This window comes from Pseudomonas sp. W3I7 (genome assembly GCF_030816095.1).
In the GTDB taxonomy this organism is placed as follows: domain Bacteria; phylum Pseudomonadota; class Gammaproteobacteria; order Pseudomonadales; family Pseudomonadaceae; genus Aquipseudomonas; species Aquipseudomonas salomonii.
In genome coordinates this window covers 5,621,625-5,639,923 of record NZ_JAUSXP010000001.1, presented here as the reverse complement: position 1 = coordinate 5,639,923, position 18,299 = coordinate 5,621,625, and the positions used below count along the sequence as shown (strand labels likewise).

The 18,299-nt window shown below is 61.5% G+C and carries 14 protein-coding genes; 10 read left to right on the top strand and 4 right to left on the bottom strand.

All coding sequences use genetic code 11. The features are described 5' to 3' along the window. The first annotated feature begins 4 nt into the window (after positions 1-4). The 9 genes from QF043_RS26025 (at position 5) to QF043_RS25985 (ending at position 13,990) form a co-directional block, all read left to right on the top strand. On the top strand, positions 5-898 hold the full coding sequence (locus tag QF043_RS26025) for a hypothetical protein (protein ID WP_056860520.1): 894 nt from the start codon (positions 5-7) through the stop codon (positions 896-898). An 18-nt stretch (positions 899-916) separates the two neighbouring features. Continuing rightward, entirely contained in the window at positions 917-1,363 is a 447-nt protein-coding gene (gene rplI, locus QF043_RS26020; RefSeq protein WP_003171376.1) for a 50S ribosomal protein L9, read from the top strand. 110 nt (positions 1,364-1,473) lie between these two features. Next, a complete protein-coding gene (gene dnaB, locus QF043_RS26015) occupies positions 1,474-2,871 on the top strand; it encodes a replicative DNA helicase (protein ID WP_017138451.1) in 1,398 nt (465 codons plus the stop codon). Between the two features lie 190 nt (positions 2,872-3,061). Further along, entirely contained in the window at positions 3,062-5,365 is a 2,304-nt protein-coding gene (locus QF043_RS26010; RefSeq protein ID WP_017138450.1) for a YgiQ family radical SAM protein, read from the top strand. Between the two features lie 204 nt (positions 5,366-5,569). After that, entirely contained in the window at positions 5,570-6,502 is a 933-nt protein-coding gene (locus QF043_RS26005) for an NAD synthetase (protein ID WP_307420690.1), read from the top strand. Further along, the gene (locus QF043_RS26000) at positions 6,499-6,948 is read left to right on the top strand and encodes a hypothetical protein (protein ID WP_307420689.1); all 450 of its coding nucleotides are present in this window, start codon (positions 6,499-6,501) and stop codon (positions 6,946-6,948) included. The genes QF043_RS26005 and QF043_RS26000 overlap by 4 nt, the downstream gene beginning before the upstream one ends. Positions 6,949-7,135: 187 nt before the next feature. Continuing rightward, positions 7,136-10,423 (top strand): DUF2126 domain-containing protein, encoded by a 3,288-nt coding sequence (locus QF043_RS25995; protein ID WP_307420688.1) that lies wholly within the window; start codon positions 7,136-7,138, stop codon positions 10,421-10,423. 190 nt (positions 10,424-10,613) lie between these two features. Further along, positions 10,614-13,100 (top strand): circularly permuted type 2 ATP-grasp protein, encoded by a 2,487-nt coding sequence (locus tag QF043_RS25990; protein ID WP_056860516.1) that lies wholly within the window; start codon positions 10,614-10,616, stop codon positions 13,098-13,100. Next, on the top strand, positions 13,100-13,990 hold the full coding sequence (locus QF043_RS25985; protein ID WP_307420687.1) for a transglutaminase family protein: 891 nt from the start codon (positions 13,100-13,102) through the stop codon (positions 13,988-13,990). The genes QF043_RS25990 and QF043_RS25985 overlap by 1 nt, the downstream gene beginning before the upstream one ends. A gap of 46 nt (positions 13,991-14,036) precedes the next feature. Here QF043_RS25985 and QF043_RS25980 read toward each other — a convergent pair whose 3' ends face one another. Beyond that, positions 14,037-14,219 carry a hypothetical protein gene (locus QF043_RS25980; RefSeq protein WP_017138444.1) on the bottom strand — a complete coding sequence of 61 codons (183 nt, stop codon included), beginning with the start codon at positions 14,217-14,219 and terminating at the stop codon, positions 14,037-14,039. Positions 14,220-14,552: 333 nt separating this feature from the next. Here QF043_RS25980 and azu point away from each other — a divergent pair, with 333 nt between their 5' ends. After that, on the top strand, positions 14,553-14,999 hold the full coding sequence (azu, locus tag QF043_RS25975) for an azurin (protein ID WP_017138443.1): 447 nt from the start codon (positions 14,553-14,555) through the stop codon (positions 14,997-14,999). A gap of 136 nt (positions 15,000-15,135) precedes the next feature. Here azu and nadE read toward each other — a convergent pair whose 3' ends face one another. The 3 genes from nadE to QF043_RS25960 form a co-directional block, all read right to left on the bottom strand. Continuing rightward, positions 15,136-15,963, bottom strand: a complete 828-nt coding sequence (gene nadE, locus QF043_RS25970; protein WP_307420685.1) for an ammonia-dependent NAD(+) synthetase — start codon at positions 15,961-15,963, stop codon at positions 15,136-15,138. 3 nt (positions 15,964-15,966) lie between these two features. Beyond that, positions 15,967-17,181, bottom strand: coding sequence for a nicotinate phosphoribosyltransferase (gene pncB / locus QF043_RS25965; protein WP_110623864.1), 1,215 nt, complete (start codon positions 17,179-17,181; stop codon positions 15,967-15,969). 214 nt (positions 17,182-17,395) lie between these two features. Then, positions 17,396-18,283, bottom strand: a complete 888-nt coding sequence (locus QF043_RS25960; protein WP_307420684.1) for a LysR family transcriptional regulator — start codon at positions 18,281-18,283, stop codon at positions 17,396-17,398. Between the last annotated feature and the right edge of the window lie 16 nt (positions 18,284-18,299).

Here is an 18,299-nt window from a genome sequence, read left to right as displayed (position 1 = left end):
ATGCATGCGCGCCTTAGCTGAGTTCATCATGCGCGGTCGCGTGCAGGCCACTCTGGTAGTGGCCGGATGTGCGGCATTGCCGCTGCTTTATTGGTTGGGTGCTGCTGCAGGTTGCCTTGTGCTCCTGCGGCGCGGTTTGAAGGACGCCCTTGGCGTTCTTGCCCTGGGATTGTTGCCGGCCTTGATCTGGTGGCTTCAATTCGGTGATCCACGGGTACTTCTGGTACTGCTGGGGTCGTCGAGCCTTGCGTTGGTTTTACGCGCAAGTGAGTCCTGGGTCCGCACGCTGCTGGTCAGCGTGGCATTGGGGTTGGTGTACTCAGTGATGCTTGGCGCGGCTTTCCGCCCGCAAATCGAAGCGCTGTCGCAAGAGATCGTCAAGATCCTGCCGATGGCCCTCGGGGATCTCTACCAGCAATTGTCGGTAGATGAGCGAGCGCGGTTTGCGTCACTGATTGCCCCGGTCCTGACCGGCCTGATTGCGGCTTTGTTGCAGGTCGTCAGCGTGCTGAGCCTGATTGTTGGGCGTTATTGGCAAGCGTTGTTGTACAACCCGGGTGGTTTTGGTCGCGAATTTCGCAGTATCAGAATCCCAGCGGGGCCGGCGATGTTGCTGCTGGCGTGCATGGTTGTCGGGCCGAACTTCGGCCCACAGATGGCCTTGCTGGCGCCGATTTGCAGCGTACCGCTGGTGTTTGCCGGGCTGGCCCTGATGCATGGGCTGGTCGCGCGAAAGCGCCTGGCCAAGTTCTGGCTGGTGGGGTTGTACGTCACGATGTTGCTGTTTATGCAGCTGATCTATCCGTTACTCGTGGTGTTTGCCATTGTCGACGGCCTGATTGATTTTCGCGGTCGTCTGGCGTCGAAAGACGCCGATAACGCGAACGGTGAAGGTTAAAAGTTAGAGGATTTTCACATGCAACTGATCCTTCTGGAAAAAGTCGCCAACCTGGGCAACCTGGGCGACAAAGTGAACGTTAAGGCCGGCTACGGTCGTAACTACCTGCTGCCATACGGCAAAGCCACCGCTGCAACCGCTGCCAACCTGGCTGCGTTTGAAGAGCGTCGTGCTGAGCTGGAAAAAGCCGCAGCAGACAAAAAAGCTTCGGCCGAAACTCGCGCTGCCCAACTGGCTGAGCTGGAAGTGACTATCACTGCCACCGCCGGTGACGAAGGCAAGCTGTTCGGTTCGATCGGCACCCACGACATCGCTGATGCACTGACCGCCTCCGGCGTTGAAGTGCAGAAGAGCGAAGTTCGTCTGCCGAACGGCACCATCCGCAACGTAGGCGAATTCGACGTAGCCGTGCACCTGCACGCCGAAGTTGAAGCCACCGTACGCGTTGTAGTGGTAGCAGCTTAAGCAACACCTAACTGACTGGCACCTCGCGTGCCAGGCGGTTAACATCGGGCACGATCCTGTTTACAGGTCGTGCCTTTTGTTTTTCTACACACCCCTAATTCCAAGTGGCCATGAACGATATTTCAGCTCCTGAGCAATACGATCTGCAAACCGCTGCCCTGAAGGTGCCGCCGCATTCCATCGAGGCCGAACAGGCCGTGCTCGGTGGCTTGATGCTGGACAACAACGCCTGGGAACGTGTGCTGGATCAAGTCTCGGACGGTGATTTCTATCGCCATGACCACCGCCTGATCTTCCGCGCCATCGCCAAACTGGCCGACCAGAACTCACCGATCGACGTGGTGACCCTGGCCGAGCAGTTGGACAAGGAAGGCCAGACTTCCCAGGTCGGCGGCCTGGGCTACCTGGGTGAGCTGGCGAAAAACACGCCATCCGTCGCCAACATCAAGGCCTATGCGCAGATCGTTCGCGAGCGCGCCACCTTGCGCCAGTTGATTGGCATCAGCACCGAAATCGCCGACAGCGCCTTCAACCCTGAAGGCCGTACTGCCGCCGAGATTCTCGATGAGGCTGAACGGCAGATCTTCCAGATCGCCGAAGCCCGCCCGAAGACCGGCGGCCCGGTCAGCGTCAACGACCTGTTGACCAAGGCCATCGACCGTATCGATACCTTGTTCAACACCGACAACGCCATCACCGGTATTTCCACCGGCTATACCGACCTCGACGAGAAGACCAGCGGCCTGCAGCCGTCCGACTTGATCATCGTCGCCGGCCGTCCGTCCATGGGTAAAACCACCTTTGCGATGAACCTGGTGGAAAACGCCGTGTTGCGCAGCGACAAAGCCGTGCTGGTTTACTCGCTGGAGATGCCAGGCGAATCGCTGATCATGCGTATGCTCTCGTCGCTCGGCCGTATCGACCAGACCAAGGTACGTGCCGGCCGCCTGGAAGACGACGATTGGCCGCGCCTGACGTCGGCGGTCAACCTGCTCAATGACCGCAAGCTGTTTATCGATGACACCGCCGGTATCAGCCCATCGGAGATGCGCGCGCGTACCCGCAGGCTGGTGCGTGAACACGGCGACATCGCCCTGATCATGATCGACTACCTGCAGCTGATGCAGATCCCAGGCTCCAGCGGCGACAACCGTACCAACGAGATTTCCGAAATCTCCCGGTCGCTCAAAGCCCTGGCCAAGGAATTCAACTGCCCGGTGGTGGCGCTGTCCCAGCTCAACCGTTCCCTCGAGCAACGCCCGAACAAACGCCCGGTGAACTCCGACTTGCGGGAATCCGGAGCGATCGAGCAGGATGCCGACGTGATCATGTTCGTGTACCGCGACGAGGTGTATCACCCCGAGACGGAGCACAAAGGCATTGCCGAAATCATCATCGGCAAGCAGCGGAACGGGCCGATCGGCTTTATCCGCCTGGCGTTTATCGGTAAGTACACGCGCTTCGAGAACCTGGCGCCGGGCAGCTATAACTTCGACGATGACGAGTAAGTTTCAGCGCCTGTAAGGGCCTTATCGCAGGCAAGCCAGCGCCCTCATTTGAAGATACTCACAGTTCAAGTGTGGGCGCTGGCTTGCCTGCGATTGCATCACCACAATTCCGACCATTACCGTCGGAATTGGTCAAAATTTGTGCTATATTCCGCGCCCGCGATTTTTCATCTCAACACCGGTCACCGTCATGCAAACAGCCAAGCCGTTATTTGACTATCCCAAGTACTGGGCCGAATGTTTCGGTCCTGCGCCATTCCTGCCGATGAGCAGGGAGGAGATGGATCAGCTTGGCTGGGATTCCTGCGACATCATCATCGTCACCGGTGATGCGTATGTGGATCACCCATCGTTCGGCATGGCCATCATCGGCCGGCTGCTGGAGTCCCAGGGCTTTCGCGTCGGGATTATTGCCCAGCCGAACTGGCAGTCCAAAGACGACTTCATGAAGCTCGGCGAGCCGAACCTGTTCTTCGGCGTCGCGGCCGGCAACATGGACTCGATGATCAACCGCTACACCGCCGACAAGAAAATCCGTTCCGACGACGCCTACACCCCAGGCGGCATGGCCGGCAAACGCCCGGACCGCGCCAGCCTGGTGTACAGCCAGCGTTGCAAGGAAGCCTACAAGAACGTGCCGATCGTGCTCGGCGGCATCGAAGCGTCCCTGCGCCGCATCGCCCACTACGATTACTGGCAGGACCGTGTGCGCAACTCGATCCTGATCGATGCCTGCGCCGACATCCTGCTGTACGGCAACGCCGAGCGGGCCATCGTCGAAGTTGCCCAGCGCCTGTCGTGGGGCCACAAGATCGAAGACATCACCGACGTGCGCGGCACCGCGTTCATTCGCCGTGACACGCCTGAAGGCTGGTACGAGGTGGACTCCACGCGTATCGACCGTCCGGGCAAGATCGACAAGATCATCAACCCGTATGTGAATACCCAGGACACCCAGGCCTGCGCCATCGAGCAGGAAAAAGGCCCGGTTGAAGACCCGGAAGAAGCCAAGGTCGTACAAATTCTTGCCAGCCCGCGCATGACCCGTGACAAGACGGTCATTCGTCTGCCGTCCATGGAAAAAGTCCGTGGCGACTCGGTCCTGTACGCCCACGCCAACCGCGTGCTGCATCTGGAAACCAACCCAGGCAACGCCCGCGCCCTGGTGCAGAAGCACGGTGAAGTGGACGTGTGGTTCAACCCGCCGCCCATCCCGATGACCACCGAAGAAATGGACTACGTGTTCGGCATGCCGTACGCCCGCGTCCCGCACCCGGTGTACGGCAAGGAAAAGATCCCCGCTTATGACATGATCCGTTTCTCGGTAAACATCATGCGTGGCTGCTTTGGTGGCTGCACCTTCTGCTCGATCACCGAGCACGAAGGCCGCATCATCCAGAACCGTTCCGAAGAGTCGATCATTCGCGAGATCGAAGAAATCCGCGACAAGGTGCCAGGCTTTACCGGCGTGATCTCCGACCTCGGCGGCCCGACCGCGAACATGTACCGTATCGCCTGCAAGAGCCCGGAAATCGAATCCGCGTGCCGCAAGCCGTCGTGTGTGTTCCCGGGCATCTGTCCGAACCTGAACACCGACCACTCGTCGTTGATCCAGCTGTATCGCAGCGCCCGTGCGTTGCCGGGTGTGAAGAAGATCCTGATCGCTTCCGGCCTGCGCTACGACCTCGCGGTCGAGTCGCCGGAGTACGTCAAAGAGTTGGTGACCCACCACGTCGGCGGTTACCTCAAGATCGCTCCGGAACACACCGAGGAAGGTCCGCTCAACCAGATGATGAAACCGGGCATTGGCAGCTATGACAAGTTCAAGCGCATGTTCGAGAAGTACACCAAGGAAGCGGGCAAGGAGCAGTACCTGATCCCGTACTTCATCGCCGCCCACCCCGGCACCACCGATGAAGACATGATGAACCTGGCCCTGTGGCTCAAGGGCAACGGCTTCCGCGCCGACCAGGTGCAGGCGTTCTACCCGTCGCCGATGGCCACTGCCACTGCCATGTATCACTCGGGCAAGAACCCGCTGCGCAAGGTCACCTACAAGAGCGACGCGGTGACCATCGTCAAGAGCGAGGAACAGCGCCGTCTGCACAAGGCGTTCCTGCGCTACCACGACCCGAAAGGCTGGCCGATGCTGCGTGAAGCACTGACGCGCATGGGCCGTGCCGACCTGATCGGGCCGGGTAAAGACCAGTTGATTCCGCTGCACCAGCCGTCCACCGACAGCTACCAGAGCGCCCGTCGCAAGAACTCGACGCCGGCCGGCAGCCACAAGGTTGCCAAGGAAACCACCACCAGGATCCTCACCCAGCACACCGGTTTGCCACCGCGCGGCAGTGATGGCAGCAACCCGTGGGACAAGCGTGAGCAAGCCAAGGCGGCAGCCCAGGCGCGTAACAAGCAGGCGGCTAAAGAACGCAGTGATGCGGCGAAGGGCAAGGGCGGCAAGCCTGCGCGCAAGCCCGTCGTGCCGCGTTGATCGCAACCTGAATATGCAAGACGCCAGCCTCGTGCTGGCGTTTTGCTTTCTATTCGCTGGCGTGCCTGTTTGTTAAGGTGGCGCCCATTAGATCGCCATCGCAGGCAAGCCAGCTCCCACAATTGCAATGCATTTCCCTGTGGGAGCCGGGCTTGCCCGCGATGGGGCCCGCCCGGCCACCCTCATATTCAAGGAAGAACACCCATGAGCAACCCCCTGCTCTCCATCGGCATGGACTCCAACCGCTCCCAATTCATGGCGCGCCAGCGCATCGAAAGCCAGATCAACCTGCCACGGTTGTTCGCCGCCATCGATGCCGACCCCGGCATTGTCGGCGCCGGTGTGGTGTACATCGACGCCGACTTCAATGTCATCACCCTGCGCGAATTCAAGCCCCTCTGCAGCATCAAGCCCAAGCGCATCATTTTGCGCGAGGCGCAGAAGTACATTTCTCCCGCGCAATTTGTAGAACAGGTGAAGACGGATCCCCGTGAAGGCCGCCTCAGGAAAGAGGCGTTTGATATGGGCTTGTCGTGCACCGCCGCGATTATCGGTTGGGTTGTGGTGTTCAGCGGCAGCGTCGCCGTGCCATTTACGGCGGGCGCCAGCGCGTTCGTGGTGGGCATTGGCGTGACGGCGGCGCTGGCCAGCAGTGCGCAATGCGGGTTCGGCGTGGCGCGTACTTACAACGAAGTCCTCGACCCCGACGCCAACGACCGCATGGATGACGCCGAATGGTACGGCGCTGTTTCTACCATCCTCGATACGGCCTCCCTGGTGGGGATCGGCACCGGCGCGCTGACCACGGTGAAACTGCTCAAGGCCAATAAGGCCGCGGCGTTGGGCAAAAGTTGGTATGAATTGCTCAAGGGCCTGAACCGCCAGGAGCGCAAGAAGCTGACCAAGGAGCTGCTAAGCCTGCGCGACCCCAGCCTGACGCCCAAGCTGCTCAAGTTGCAGCAGCGTGCAGGCAAGCTGACCAAAAGCTTCAGCTCCACGGAAATCCGGCATGCCACCCTGACCCAAATGAAAGACGCGTTGGGCGGTATTCTCGGCATCGTGGGCAGCTACCGCACCGGCAGTGTGGGCACCGCCACCACCCTTGCAATCGGCTTGTACGAGGACCTCACCGAATGAAAGGCTTCCCCGACATGGGCAGTTTCCTCGCGCGCTATTTCCCGGTGTTCATGGGCACGATCTTCATGGCGATTTTTTCCGGCGCGTCTGCTGTAGCACTCGCCGGCGTGACGTATTTGCGTGGTGTCGATCCGTCACTTAAATCCGATTACTCCGGCCTGGCAATTTTGCTGCTGGTGGCGGTGCTGGTATTTGGCAATGTAATGATCGCGCGCGGACGCCCCTGGGCCACCGGCCTGGTGGCGGGTTACCTGGGCTGCTGCCTGCTGTTCGTGCTGCCGATGATCCAGTACCCCATTCCCAAGCTGGTCTACGGCTCGGCCGTGCTCTTTCCGCTCCTGGGTTTGTTGCTGCTCAATAGCCAGCGCCACCGCGAAATGCGCCAAAAGCTGCTCGAAGTTCGCCACCTGCGCGAAGCCATGGTCGCCCGCCACAAAACCCGCTGACTGGGTAGATTCACCACCCGGCCTCACACGCACGCCACAAATATGTGCAAGCCTTGCACCACGGCACCCCCGTTGGCGCCGTTTTGGTGCTGTACTGCACCGGGTCTTACGATAAAGCGCAATGACGGCCGCTCTGGCATAAGTCTTGCGCGCTTTGTGCTCATGCCCTGGCTCGCAGGAGGCCGCCGTGTCGATTCATGTCGCGTTGCACCACGTTACGCATTACCGCTACGACCGCGCTGTCGAACTCGGCCCACAGATCGTGCGCTTGCGCCCGGCTGCCCATAGCCGCACGCGGATCTTGTCCTATGCACTCAAAGTGCTGCCCGAGCAGCACTTCATCAATTGGCAGCAGGACCCGCAGGGCAATTACCTGGCGCGTCTGGTGTTCCCGGAAAAGACCGATGAGTTGCGCATTGAGGTCGACCTCGTCGCCGAGATGGCGGTATTCAACCCGTTCGACTTTTTCCTCGAGCCCTACGCCGAAAAAATCCCCTTCAGCTACGCCGCCGATGAGCAGCGCGAGCTGGCGCCGTACCTGGAAACCTTGCCGCTGACGCCAAAGTTTGCCGACTACCTGGCTGGCATCGACCGCACACCGCTACCGGCGGTGGATTTTCTGGTCGGGCTCAATCAGCGCCTGGCGGCCGACATCGGCTATTTGATCCGTATGGAACCGGGCGTACAAACGCCGGAATTCACCTTGGGCGCCGCATCCGGCTCCTGCCGCGATTCAGCGTGGCTGCTGGTGCAACTGCTGCGCAACCTGGGGCTGGCGGCGCGGTTTGTGTCGGGCTACTTGATCCAGCTCACCGCGGACGTCAAAGCCCTGGATGGCCCTTCCGGCACCGAAGTCGACTTCACCGACCTGCATGCCTGGTGCGAAGTGTATTTACCCGGCGCGGGCTGGATCGGCCTGGACGCCACCTCCGGGCTGTTCGCCGGTGAAGGGCATATCCCATTGGCCTGTAGCCCTGATCCTTCGTCCGCTGCGCCAATCAGCGGGCTGGTGGAACCCTGCGAGTGCGAATTTACCCACGAGATGTCGGTGGAGCGCATTTGGGAAGCACCGCGCGTCACCAAGCCCTACACCGAAGAGCAATGGCTGGCGATCCAGGCGTTGGGCCGGCAGATCGACGCCGACCTGCTCAAGGATGACGTACGCCTGACCATGGGCGGCGAGCCGACCTTCGTCTCCATCGATGACCCCGACGGCGCCGAGTGGAATACCGCAGCGCTGGGGCCGGACAAGCGCCGCCTGTCCGCCGAGCTGTTCCAGCGCATGCGCGCGCACTACGCGCCCAAAGGCCTGGTGCACTTTGGCCAGGGCAAGTGGTACCCCGGCGAGCAACTGCCGCGCTGGTCGCTCAATTGCTACTGGCGCCGCGACGGCGTGCCGATCTGGCACAACAGCGCGCTGATCGCCGATGAACAACAGGACTACGGCGCCGATGGCGTGATGGCCGGGCGTTTCCTCGCCAGTGTCGCCGAACGCCTGAAACTGCCGGCACGCTTTGTGTTCCCGGCTTTCGAAGACAACTTCTACTACCTGTGGCGCGAAGGTGCGCTGCCGCAAAACGTCACCGCCCAGGACCCGCGCCTGAGTGATGACCTGGAGCGCGAGCGCCTGCGCAAAGTGTTTAGCCAGGGCCTGGATAAAGTCATCGGCCAAGTGCTGCCGCTGGCGCGCACGGCGGCCAATGACCGCTGGCAGAGCGGGCGCTGGTACCTGCGTGACAACCACTGCCGTCTGGTGCCAGGTGATTCGCCGTTGGGTTACCGCCTGCCATTGGCCTCGCAACCGTGGGTGACGGCGGCAGAGTATCCGTTTGTGCATCCCACCGACCCGAATCAGGATCAGCCGGAACTGCCGACCACCGCGCAATTGCACAGCCATGACACGCCTGCGCCGAGCGACGAGCGCGAGCCCAAGGTCGACGAATCCGCCGACTGGCTGACCCGCACCGCCTTGTGTGCCGAAGCACGGGACGGGCGCTTGTACCTGTTTATGCCGCCGCTGGAACGCGTTGAGGATTACCTGGAGTTGGTGGCGGCCATCGAAGCCACCGCCGAAGAGCTGCATTGCCCGGTGTTGCTGGAAGGTTACGAACCGCCGTTCGATACACGCTTGAGCAACTTCCGGGTCACGCCCGACCCCGGTGTGATCGAGGTCAATGTGCAGCCATCCGCCACCTGGGATGAGTTGGTGGAACGCACCGAGTTCCTTTACGAAGAGGCGCGGCAAACCCGCCTGACCACCGAGAAGTTCATGATCGACGGGCGCCACACAGGCACCGGCGGTGGTAACCACTTTGTGCTGGGCGGCGCGACGCCGAAAGACTCGCCGTTCCTGCGCCGCCCGGATTTGCTGCGCAGCCTGATCAGCTACTGGCATAACCATCCGTCCTTGTCGTACCTGTTTTCCGGGTTGTTTATCGGCCCGACCTCCCAGGCGCCAAGGGTGGATGAAGCGCGTAACGATGCGCTGTACGAGCTGGAAATCGCCTTCGCGCAAATGCCCGAGCCTGGCGAGGAATGCCCGCCGTGGCTGGTCGACCGGCTGTTGCGCAACCTGCTGATCGACGTGACCGGCAATACTCATCGCGCCGAATTCTGCATCGACAAACTCTATTCGCCCGATGGCGCCACCGGCCGCCTGGGCCTGCTGGAACTGCGTGCGTTTGAAATGCCGCCCCATGCGCGCATGAGCCTTACCCAGCAATTGCTGCTGCGGGCCTTGGTCGCGCGCTTCTGGCGTGAGCCATATGCTCCGCCAAAACTGGCGCGCTGGGGCACTGAGCTGCACGATCGCTTTTTGCTGCCGCACTTTATCGAGCAGGATTTTGCCGATGTGATCGTCGAGCTCAATGCCGCCGGTTACCCGCTGCGGGCCGAATGGTTTGCCGCGCACCTGGAGTTCCGTTTCCCCAAGGTCGGCGACTACGCCGTCAGCGGCATCGAACTGGAACTGCGCCAGGCCCTGGAGCCTTGGCACGTGCTGGGTGAAGAGGGCGCCGTCGGCGGCACGGTGCGTTACGTGGATTCATCCCTGGAACGCTTGCAGGTGAAGTTGAGTGGCCTGGCGCCGCAGCGCTATCTGCTGACCTGCAACGGCATCCCGGTGCCGTTGCAGCCGACCGGGCGTATCGGCGAGTTTGTCGCCGGTGTGCGTTATCGCGCCTGGCAACCCGCCAACTGTTTGCAGCCGACCATCGCGGTGCACGCGCCGTTGGTGTTCGATGTGCTCGACACCTGGATGCAACGCTCGCTGGGCGGCTGCCAGTACCACGTCGCGCATCCGGGTGGGCGCAATTACGACAGCTTGCCGGTGAATGCCAATGAGGCCGAGAGCCGGCGCATGGCGCGGTTTTTCCGCTTGGGACATAGCCCTGGCAAGCTGCCGGTGCCGCCTTTGGTGATTAACGATGAACTACCGATGACCTTGGATTTGCGGCGTTTCCCCAATAAAAAATGACCAATCCCAATGTGGGATGGCTTTTGTGGCGAGGGAGCTTGCTCCCGCTGGGGTGCGAAGCGCCCCCAAAGCAGGCGACTGCTACGCAGTCGAACGGGAGCAAGCTCCCTCGCCACAACAAGCCAGCTCCCACATAAGATCGCGTTGGATTTGAGTTAATCTGAGCCCCCTTGCCTCTGCCGAGCGTTCCATGTCCGACTTGCTCGACCGTTACCCGCTCACCGCGGGCACCTATCACGAACTGCTCGACGACAGTGGCGCGGTGCGTGCCCATTGGCAGCGCCTGCTCGATCACCTGCAACGCAGTACACCCGTGCAACTGGCCCAGCGCCAGGCGTTGCTGACCCGGCAGATCCAGGAAAACGGCGTGACCTACAACGTCTACGCCGACCCCAAAGGCGCCGATCGCCCGTGGGAGCTGGATTTACTGCCCCACGTGCTGGCCGCCGATGAGTGGCAGCACCTGTCGGCCGGTATCGCCCAGCGTGCGCGCTTGCTCAATGCCGTGCTCGCCGACCTGTACGGCCCGCAGCGATTGATCAAAGAAGGCCTGTTGCCGGCCGAACTGGTGTTCGGGCACAACAACTTCCTGTGGCCGTGCCAGGGTATTCAACCGCCGGACGGCGCGTTTCTGCACCTGTATGCCGTGGACCTGGCGCGCACCCCGGATGGCCGCTGGTGGGTCACCGCCGACCGTACCCAGGCGCCATCGGGCGCAGGTTACGCGCTGGAGAACCGCACCATCGTGTCCCGTGCATTCCCGGATCTGTACCGTGATTTGCAGGTGCAGCACCTCACCGGTTTTTTCCGCACGCTTCAGGAAACCTTGGCCCGTCAGGCGCCCGGTGATGACCAGCCGCCGCTGATCGTGCTGCTCACGCCGGGGCGTTTCAACGAAAGCTATTTCGAACACCTCTACCTCGCACGCCAACTCGGCTACCCGCTGGTTGAGGGCGGCGACCTCACGGTGCGCGACAGCACGGTGTTCCTCAAAACCCTCAGCGGCCTGCGCCGGGTGCACGCGATCATGCGGCGCCTGGACGACGATTTCTGCGACCCGCTGGAGCTGCGCACCGACTCGGCCCTGGGCGTGCCCGGCCTGCTGGACGCGGTGCGCCAGGGCAATGTGCTGGTGGCCAATGCCTTGGGCAGCGGCGTGCTGGAGTCGCCCGGTTTGCTCGGCTTTCTGCCGAAGATCAACGAGTTCTTGTTTGGTGAGGAACTGATCCTGCCGTCTATCGCCACCTGGTGGTGCGGCGAGGCGCCGGTGCTGGCCGAAGCCTTGGACAAACTACCGGAATTGCTGATCAAACCGGCGTTCCCCTCGCAAAGTTTCGCGCCGGTATTCGGCCGCGATTTGAACGAAGAACAACGCCTGGCCCTGGCTGAACGCATGCGTGCGCGGCCTTACGCCTATGTGGCCCAGGAGCTGGCGCAGCTGTCCCAGGCGCCGGTGTGGCACACCGTCGACGACCACCTGCAACACCGCGCCATCGGCATGCGCGTGTACGCGGTGGCCAGCGCTGACGGTTACCGTGTACTGCCCGGCGGCTTGACCCGTGTGGCGGCCGAGGCGGATGCCGAAGTGGTGTCGATGCAGCGCGGTGGCGCGAGCAAAGACACTTGGGTACTGGGCGACCGCGCTGTCGGCGGCGAGCTGTGGCGTGCGCAGCGGGCGATTGGCGTACATGACCTGGTGCGGCGCGACCCTTATCTGCCGTCGCGCGTGGTGGAAAACCTGTTCTGGTTTGGCCGTTACTGCGAGCGCTGTGATGACAGCGCGCGCTGGCTGCGTATTGTGCTGGCGCGCTATGTCGATGGCGACGACCCGCAAGCCTTGCAGGCCGCTGTCGAACTGGGCGAGACCTTGCGCTTGTTGCCGGAGGAGGGCGAGTTGCCCGAGCGTCTGCTTGCCGCTTTGCTTGGCGATGACTGGCCGTCGAGCCTGCGCGCCAACCTGCAGCGCTTGCAGTGGGCGGCGTCCCAGGTGCGCGGCAAGTTGTCCCGCGAGAACTGGCAGGCGCTGGTGGAGTTGCAGCGCGAAGCCCTGGAGCTGGAAAGCGAAACCCCGGACTTTGGCGAGTTGCTGGACTTCCTCAACCGTCTGGTGATGTCCCTGGCAGCCTTGTCCGGCTTCGCCCTGGACGACATGACCCGCGACGAAGGCTGGCGCTTTTTGATGATGGGCCGGCGTATCGAGCGCCTGCAATTTCTCAGCAGCAGCCTTGCCGCGTTCCTGCGTGGCGTGGCGGTATTTGATCAGGCCGGGCTGGAATGGCTGCTGGAGCTGGGCAACAGCAGCATCACCTATCGCTCGCGCTACCTGGCGGTGCCGCAACTGATCCCGGTGCTCGACTTGTTGCTGCTCGATGAACAGAACCCGCACGCGGTGCTGTTCCAGTTGAAGCTGGTCAGCCGCACCCTGCGCCGTCTCAATGATGACTTTGGGGTGCCACGGGAAACCGGGCTGGCGCCGTTGGTGGAGCGCCTGTCGCGTTTCGACCTGGGCTGCCTGGAAAACCCGTTGTTTGGCGAATCCAGTGTGCGCGCCGCGTTGGACGGCCTGGCGGACCTGCTGCAAGCGGTCGCCGATGAGAGCGGGCAAGTGTCGGATCGCCTGGCGTTGCGTCATTTTGCCCATGTGGATGATGTCAGCCAGCAAACGGTGTCGGTGTGATGAGTGCGCGCTACCAGATTTTTCACGATACCCATTACCACTACGACAGCCCGGTGTCCCTGGCCCAGCAGTTGGCGCACCTGTGGCCGCGGCCGTGCGCGTGGCAGCGCTGCAGTTCCCAGCAATTGGATATCAGCCCGCAGCCGTCGTCGCGCCGTGATGAGCTGGACGTGTTCGGCAACCCGATCACGCGGCTGGCGTTCGAACGGCCCCATGATGAATTGCTGGTCAATGCCGGGCTGACCGTGGAAGTGTTGGCGCGGCCAACGCTGGATTTTCAGCAGTCGCCGGCCTGGGACCAGACCCGCGACAGCCTGACCTACAGCAGCCAGGTGCTGTCGTCTGAGAGGCTTGAAGCCTGCCGTTATCGTTTCGAGTCGCCCTACGTGCACCTGAAGAACACCTTCGTCGCGTTCTCCGAAAGCTGCTTTCCGCCAGGCGTGCCCTTGCTGCTGGGCGTGCAGGCCCTGATGCAGAAAATCTTCAGCGAATTCACCTTCGATGCCGAAGCCACCCAGGTCGCCACGCCCTTGGTGGAAGTGCTGGAGCGCCGACGCGGCGTGTGCCAGGACTTTGCTCACCTGATGCTCGCGTGCCTGCGCTCGCGGGGCCTGGCCGCGCGTTACATCAGCGGCTACCTGCTGACCCAGCCACCGCCCGGCCAGCCACGGCTGATCGGCGCCGATGCATCCCACGCATGGGTCTCGGTGTTTTGCCCGGAGGCGGGCTGGGTGGATTTTGATCCGACGAATAACGTGCAGCCGGCACTGGAGCACATCACCCTGGCCTGGGGCCGTGATTTCTCTGATGTGTCGCCGTTGCGTGGGGTGATACTGGGAGGAGGGAGCCATGACCCGGAGGTGCGGGTGACGGTGATGCCGCTGGAGTAACAGTGGGTTGTGGTGAGCAGGGAGGGCCTGCTCACCCCAACAAAATTTATTCAGCCGGGTCCTTCGGTGTCTCGGTGTCATCAGCAGCCACTTCACCTTCAGCATCCGGGTTCAGTGCGCCTGCTTCTTCATCTGCAGCGGCTTTCTTGCGTTGCAGCTTTTCCTCTTTCTTCTGCTCCTTGGCCAAGTCTCTCTGACGTTTGGCGAAGGAGTAATTAGGTTTGGCCATGGGCGATCCTCTAGGGTCGAAGGTGAGGGTGGGCGGCGCGCAGCTGCCTTGGGTCGCTATGGTAGCAGCTTAGCAGCGCGATTGGCCTTCACTTACCGCAGGCATACGCGGCCAACAGGCCGTTTAAGAATTGATTGAAGTGCATGGCAGACGCTCCGGTGGGTGATGGAGCGATCATAGGCGGGCGGCGGTTGTTTGGCTGGTAGATTGTGTTGATCAGTCTGATAGCCTAAAGTTGTATACAATCTGTTGATTCAGATCATAAGAATTTCAGCCTGCTTGAGGCACCCTAGCCGCAATACGCGTTTTTTAAACCCTGCCTTGGAGATTCACATGTTTGCCAAAATCGTTGCTGTTTCCCTGCTGACACTGGCGAGCGGCCAGTTGCTTGCTGCAGAGTGCGCGGTCACTGTTGATTCCACCGACCAGATGTCCTTCAACACCAAAGAAATCACCATCGACAAGAGCTGCAAGAAGTTCACCGTGAACCTTGAGCACTCCGGCAGCTTGCCGAAAAACGTCATGGGCCATAACTGGGTACTGAGTTCCGCCGCCGACATGCCTGGCGTTGCCAGCGACGGCATGGCCGCCGGTATCGACAAGAACTACCTCAAAGACGGCGACACCCGCATCATCGCCCACACCAAGATCATTGGTGCTGGCGAGAAGGATTCGGTGACCTTCGATGTGTCGAAACTGGCGGCGGGTACGGATTACGCGTTCTTCTGCTCGTTCCCGGGCCACATCTCGATGATGAAAGGCACTGTGGTCGTCAAGTAACACCGCGTTATCGTTCTTCGCAGGCAAGCCAGCTCCCACATTTGACCGCGTTCCCCTGTTGGAACTCGGTCAAGTGTGGGAGCTGGCGTGCCTGCGAAGTCGATCTAACAAACACCGCTGGACTAACAGGCTTACCTCACGGCGCGAAGGGCATGACCCGCTTGTGCTCAGTCTTGCGGTACGTGTCGCAGATAATCTTGAACGCTTCCTCACGCACCGGCTCGCCGTGCAGGAACGCATCGATCTCGGCGTAGGTCACGCCGTGTGACGCTTCGTCCGGTTTGCCCGGCGACAGGTCTTCAAGGTCGGCAGTCGGGATCTTCTCGACCAGCGACTCCGGCGCACCAAAGTGTCGCGCAATCGCACGTACCTGGTTCTTCACCAATCCGCTCAGCGGCGCCAGGTCGCAGGCCCCGTCACCGAACTTGGTGAAAAAGCCCATCACCGCTTCCGCTGCATGGTCGGTACCGATCACCAGGCCACCGGCCGCGCCGGCGATGGTGTACTGCGCCACCATGCGCATACGCGCCTTGGTGTTGCCCAGCACGAAATCACGCGACACCGCCGCCTTGCCTTCAAACGCCGCCACTTCATTGGCCAGGGCTTTCACCGCCGGGCCGATGTTCACGGTGTGGCGTTCGTCCGGGTCGATAAAGTCCACCGAAGCCTGGGCGTCGTGTTCGTCGAACTGGGTTTCGTAGGGCAGGCGCACCGCGATAAAACGGTAAGCCTCATCACCTGTGCTGGCGCGCAGTTCTTTCATTGCACGCTGGGCCAGCAGGCCGGCGGTCAGGGAGTCGACACCGCCGCTGATGCCCAGCACCAAGCTCTTGAGCCCGGAATTGCGCAGGCAGTCCTGGATAAACCCTACGCGGCGCGCCACTTCGGCCTCAAGGGCGGCCTGGTCGTTGAACGGTGCTTGGACCTTGAGCTGCTGCGCAATCTCACGCTGTACGGCTTGCATGATTCACTCCTTGCTGGAAAGGGCAGGTACTTTGAAAACGTGGCGCAAATAGGCGACAAAATTCGGATCGGTGCAGTGGGTCTTGCCCGCTTCATCGGAAATTTTCGCGACGGGCTGGCCATTGCAGGCGGTCATTTTAAGCACGATGCTCATCGGTTCAACACCCGGAATGTCACAGGTCAGGTTGGTGCCGATGCCGAAGCTGACATTAATGCGACCGCGCAATGCGCGGAAAATCTCCAGGGCCTTGGGCAGCGTCAGGCTGTCGGAGAACACCAGGGTCTTGCTCATCGGTTCGATACCGAGCTTGTGGTAGTGGGCGATGGCTTTTTCGGCCCATTGAATCGGGTCACCGGAGTCGTGGCGCAGGCCGTCGAAGAGCTTGGCGAAGTACAGGTCGAAATCGCCCAGGAACGCGTCGGTGGTGATGCAGTCGGTCAGGGCGATGCCCAGCAGGCCACGGTACTCGCGTACCCAGCAATCGAGGGCGGCGATCTGGCTGTCGATCAGGCGCGGGCCGAGTTGCTGGTGGGCCATGATCCATTCGTGGGCCATGGTGCCCAGGGGTTTCATGTCGAACTCGCGGGCCAGGTGCACGTTGCTGGTGCCGACAAAACGCCCGGGGAAATCGTGCTTGAGCACGCTGACCACTTCTTCCTGCACGCGGTATGAGAAGCGCCGACGGGTGCCGAAATCGGCAACTTGCAGCTCCGAGAGCTCTTCGCTGCTGGCATTGGCGGTCAGCCAGTCGAACTTGCGGTACAGCTGTTCGCGGGCCTGTTCGAGGATGACGGTCTGGTAGCGGTAGCGGTTACGCACTTCGCTGACGATGGCCAGCATCGGCACTTCGAACAGGATCACATGCAGCCACGGCCCGCGCAGGCGGATAAACAGCTCGCCGTTTTCGATGCCGGTTTGCACGTAGCGCAGGTTGAAGCGAAACAGCCCCAGAAAGCGCAAGAAGTCCGGCTTCATAAAGCTGATGCGTTCCAGGAAACCCAGCTGGTCCGGGCTCAGGCTCAGCTCCGCGAGGCGTTCGATCTGGTAGCGAATTTCCGCCAGGTACGGGCGCAGGTCTTCACTGTTGCGGCAACGAAACTCCCATTCAACTTCCACGTTCGGGTAGTTGTGCAGCACCGCCTGCATCATGGTCAGCTTGTAGAAGTCGGTGTCGAGCAAGTTCTGCACGATGCGATCGGCAAACACACTCTCGCTCATAACGGGAATCTCCAGACGGGTCGGCGATGGGCGCCGGCCTTTACGCACTATTAAGGAAGGGTGCTAGTGGCGCATAGACCTGTAGGGTTTTGCCAGTGATTTTTTCAGTGCGGCCAATAGCCTCATCGCAGGCAAGCCAGCTCCCACACTTGAAATACATTCCAAATGTGGGAGCTGGCTTGCCTGCGATGACGGTGGTGCAGCCCAAAAAGAGCTAAACCTGCTCCATCATCCACTTCACAAACTCACGCACCTTGGGCACCTCCGCCGAATGCTCCGGATACGCCAGGTAATACGCATCCTGGCTGGGCATCGCATGCTGCCAGGGAATCACCAGCTTGCCCTCGGCCAGCTCCTCTTCCACCAGAAAGCGCGGCAACAAGGCCACGCCACAGCCGACCTGCGCCGCCCGAATGCACATGTAAAAGGTATCAAAACGCGGCCCGTGGTAACTGTGCTCGGTCTGGTAGCCCTGGCTGGCGAACCAGTCATGCCAGCCCTGCGGTCGCGAGGCGTTCTGCAACAGCACCAGATTGCTCAGTTGCGTGGGGTCGGTAAACGGCTGCGCAGGCAGGCTTTCCGGCGCACACACAGGTACAAGCTCTTCGCTGAACAGTTTCAGGCTCTCGGTGCCCGGCCGTGAGCCCTGGCCGAAGTAGAAGGCCATGTCGGCCTTGCCTTGCAGCAACTCGTCCGGCGCCTGCTCGTTGCACAGGTCCAGGTGGATCTGCGGGTGGCGCAGGCGCCAACCTTTCAGGCGCGGCACCAGCCAGCGCGCGCCGAACGTGTAGGGCGTGGACACGCGCAGCACTTCGGTCTCGCCGCCGTAGGAGCGCAGGTAGTGGGTGGACATCTCCACTTGCGTGAGGATCTTGCGCACCTCCACCAAGTACAGATCCCCCGCCGGGGTCATCTGCAAGCGGCGGCGTACCCGGCGAAACAGCAGGTGTTGCAGCAACTCTTCCAGCTGCGCCACCTGCTTGCTCACCGCGCTTTGCGTGAGGTTCAGTTCCTCGGCAGCGCGGGTGAAGCTCAGGTGACGGGTGGCGGCTTCGAAACACTGCAGGGCGGTGATCGAGGGCAAATGTCTTTTGTTGAGCACGGCACGCCTCTTTTTA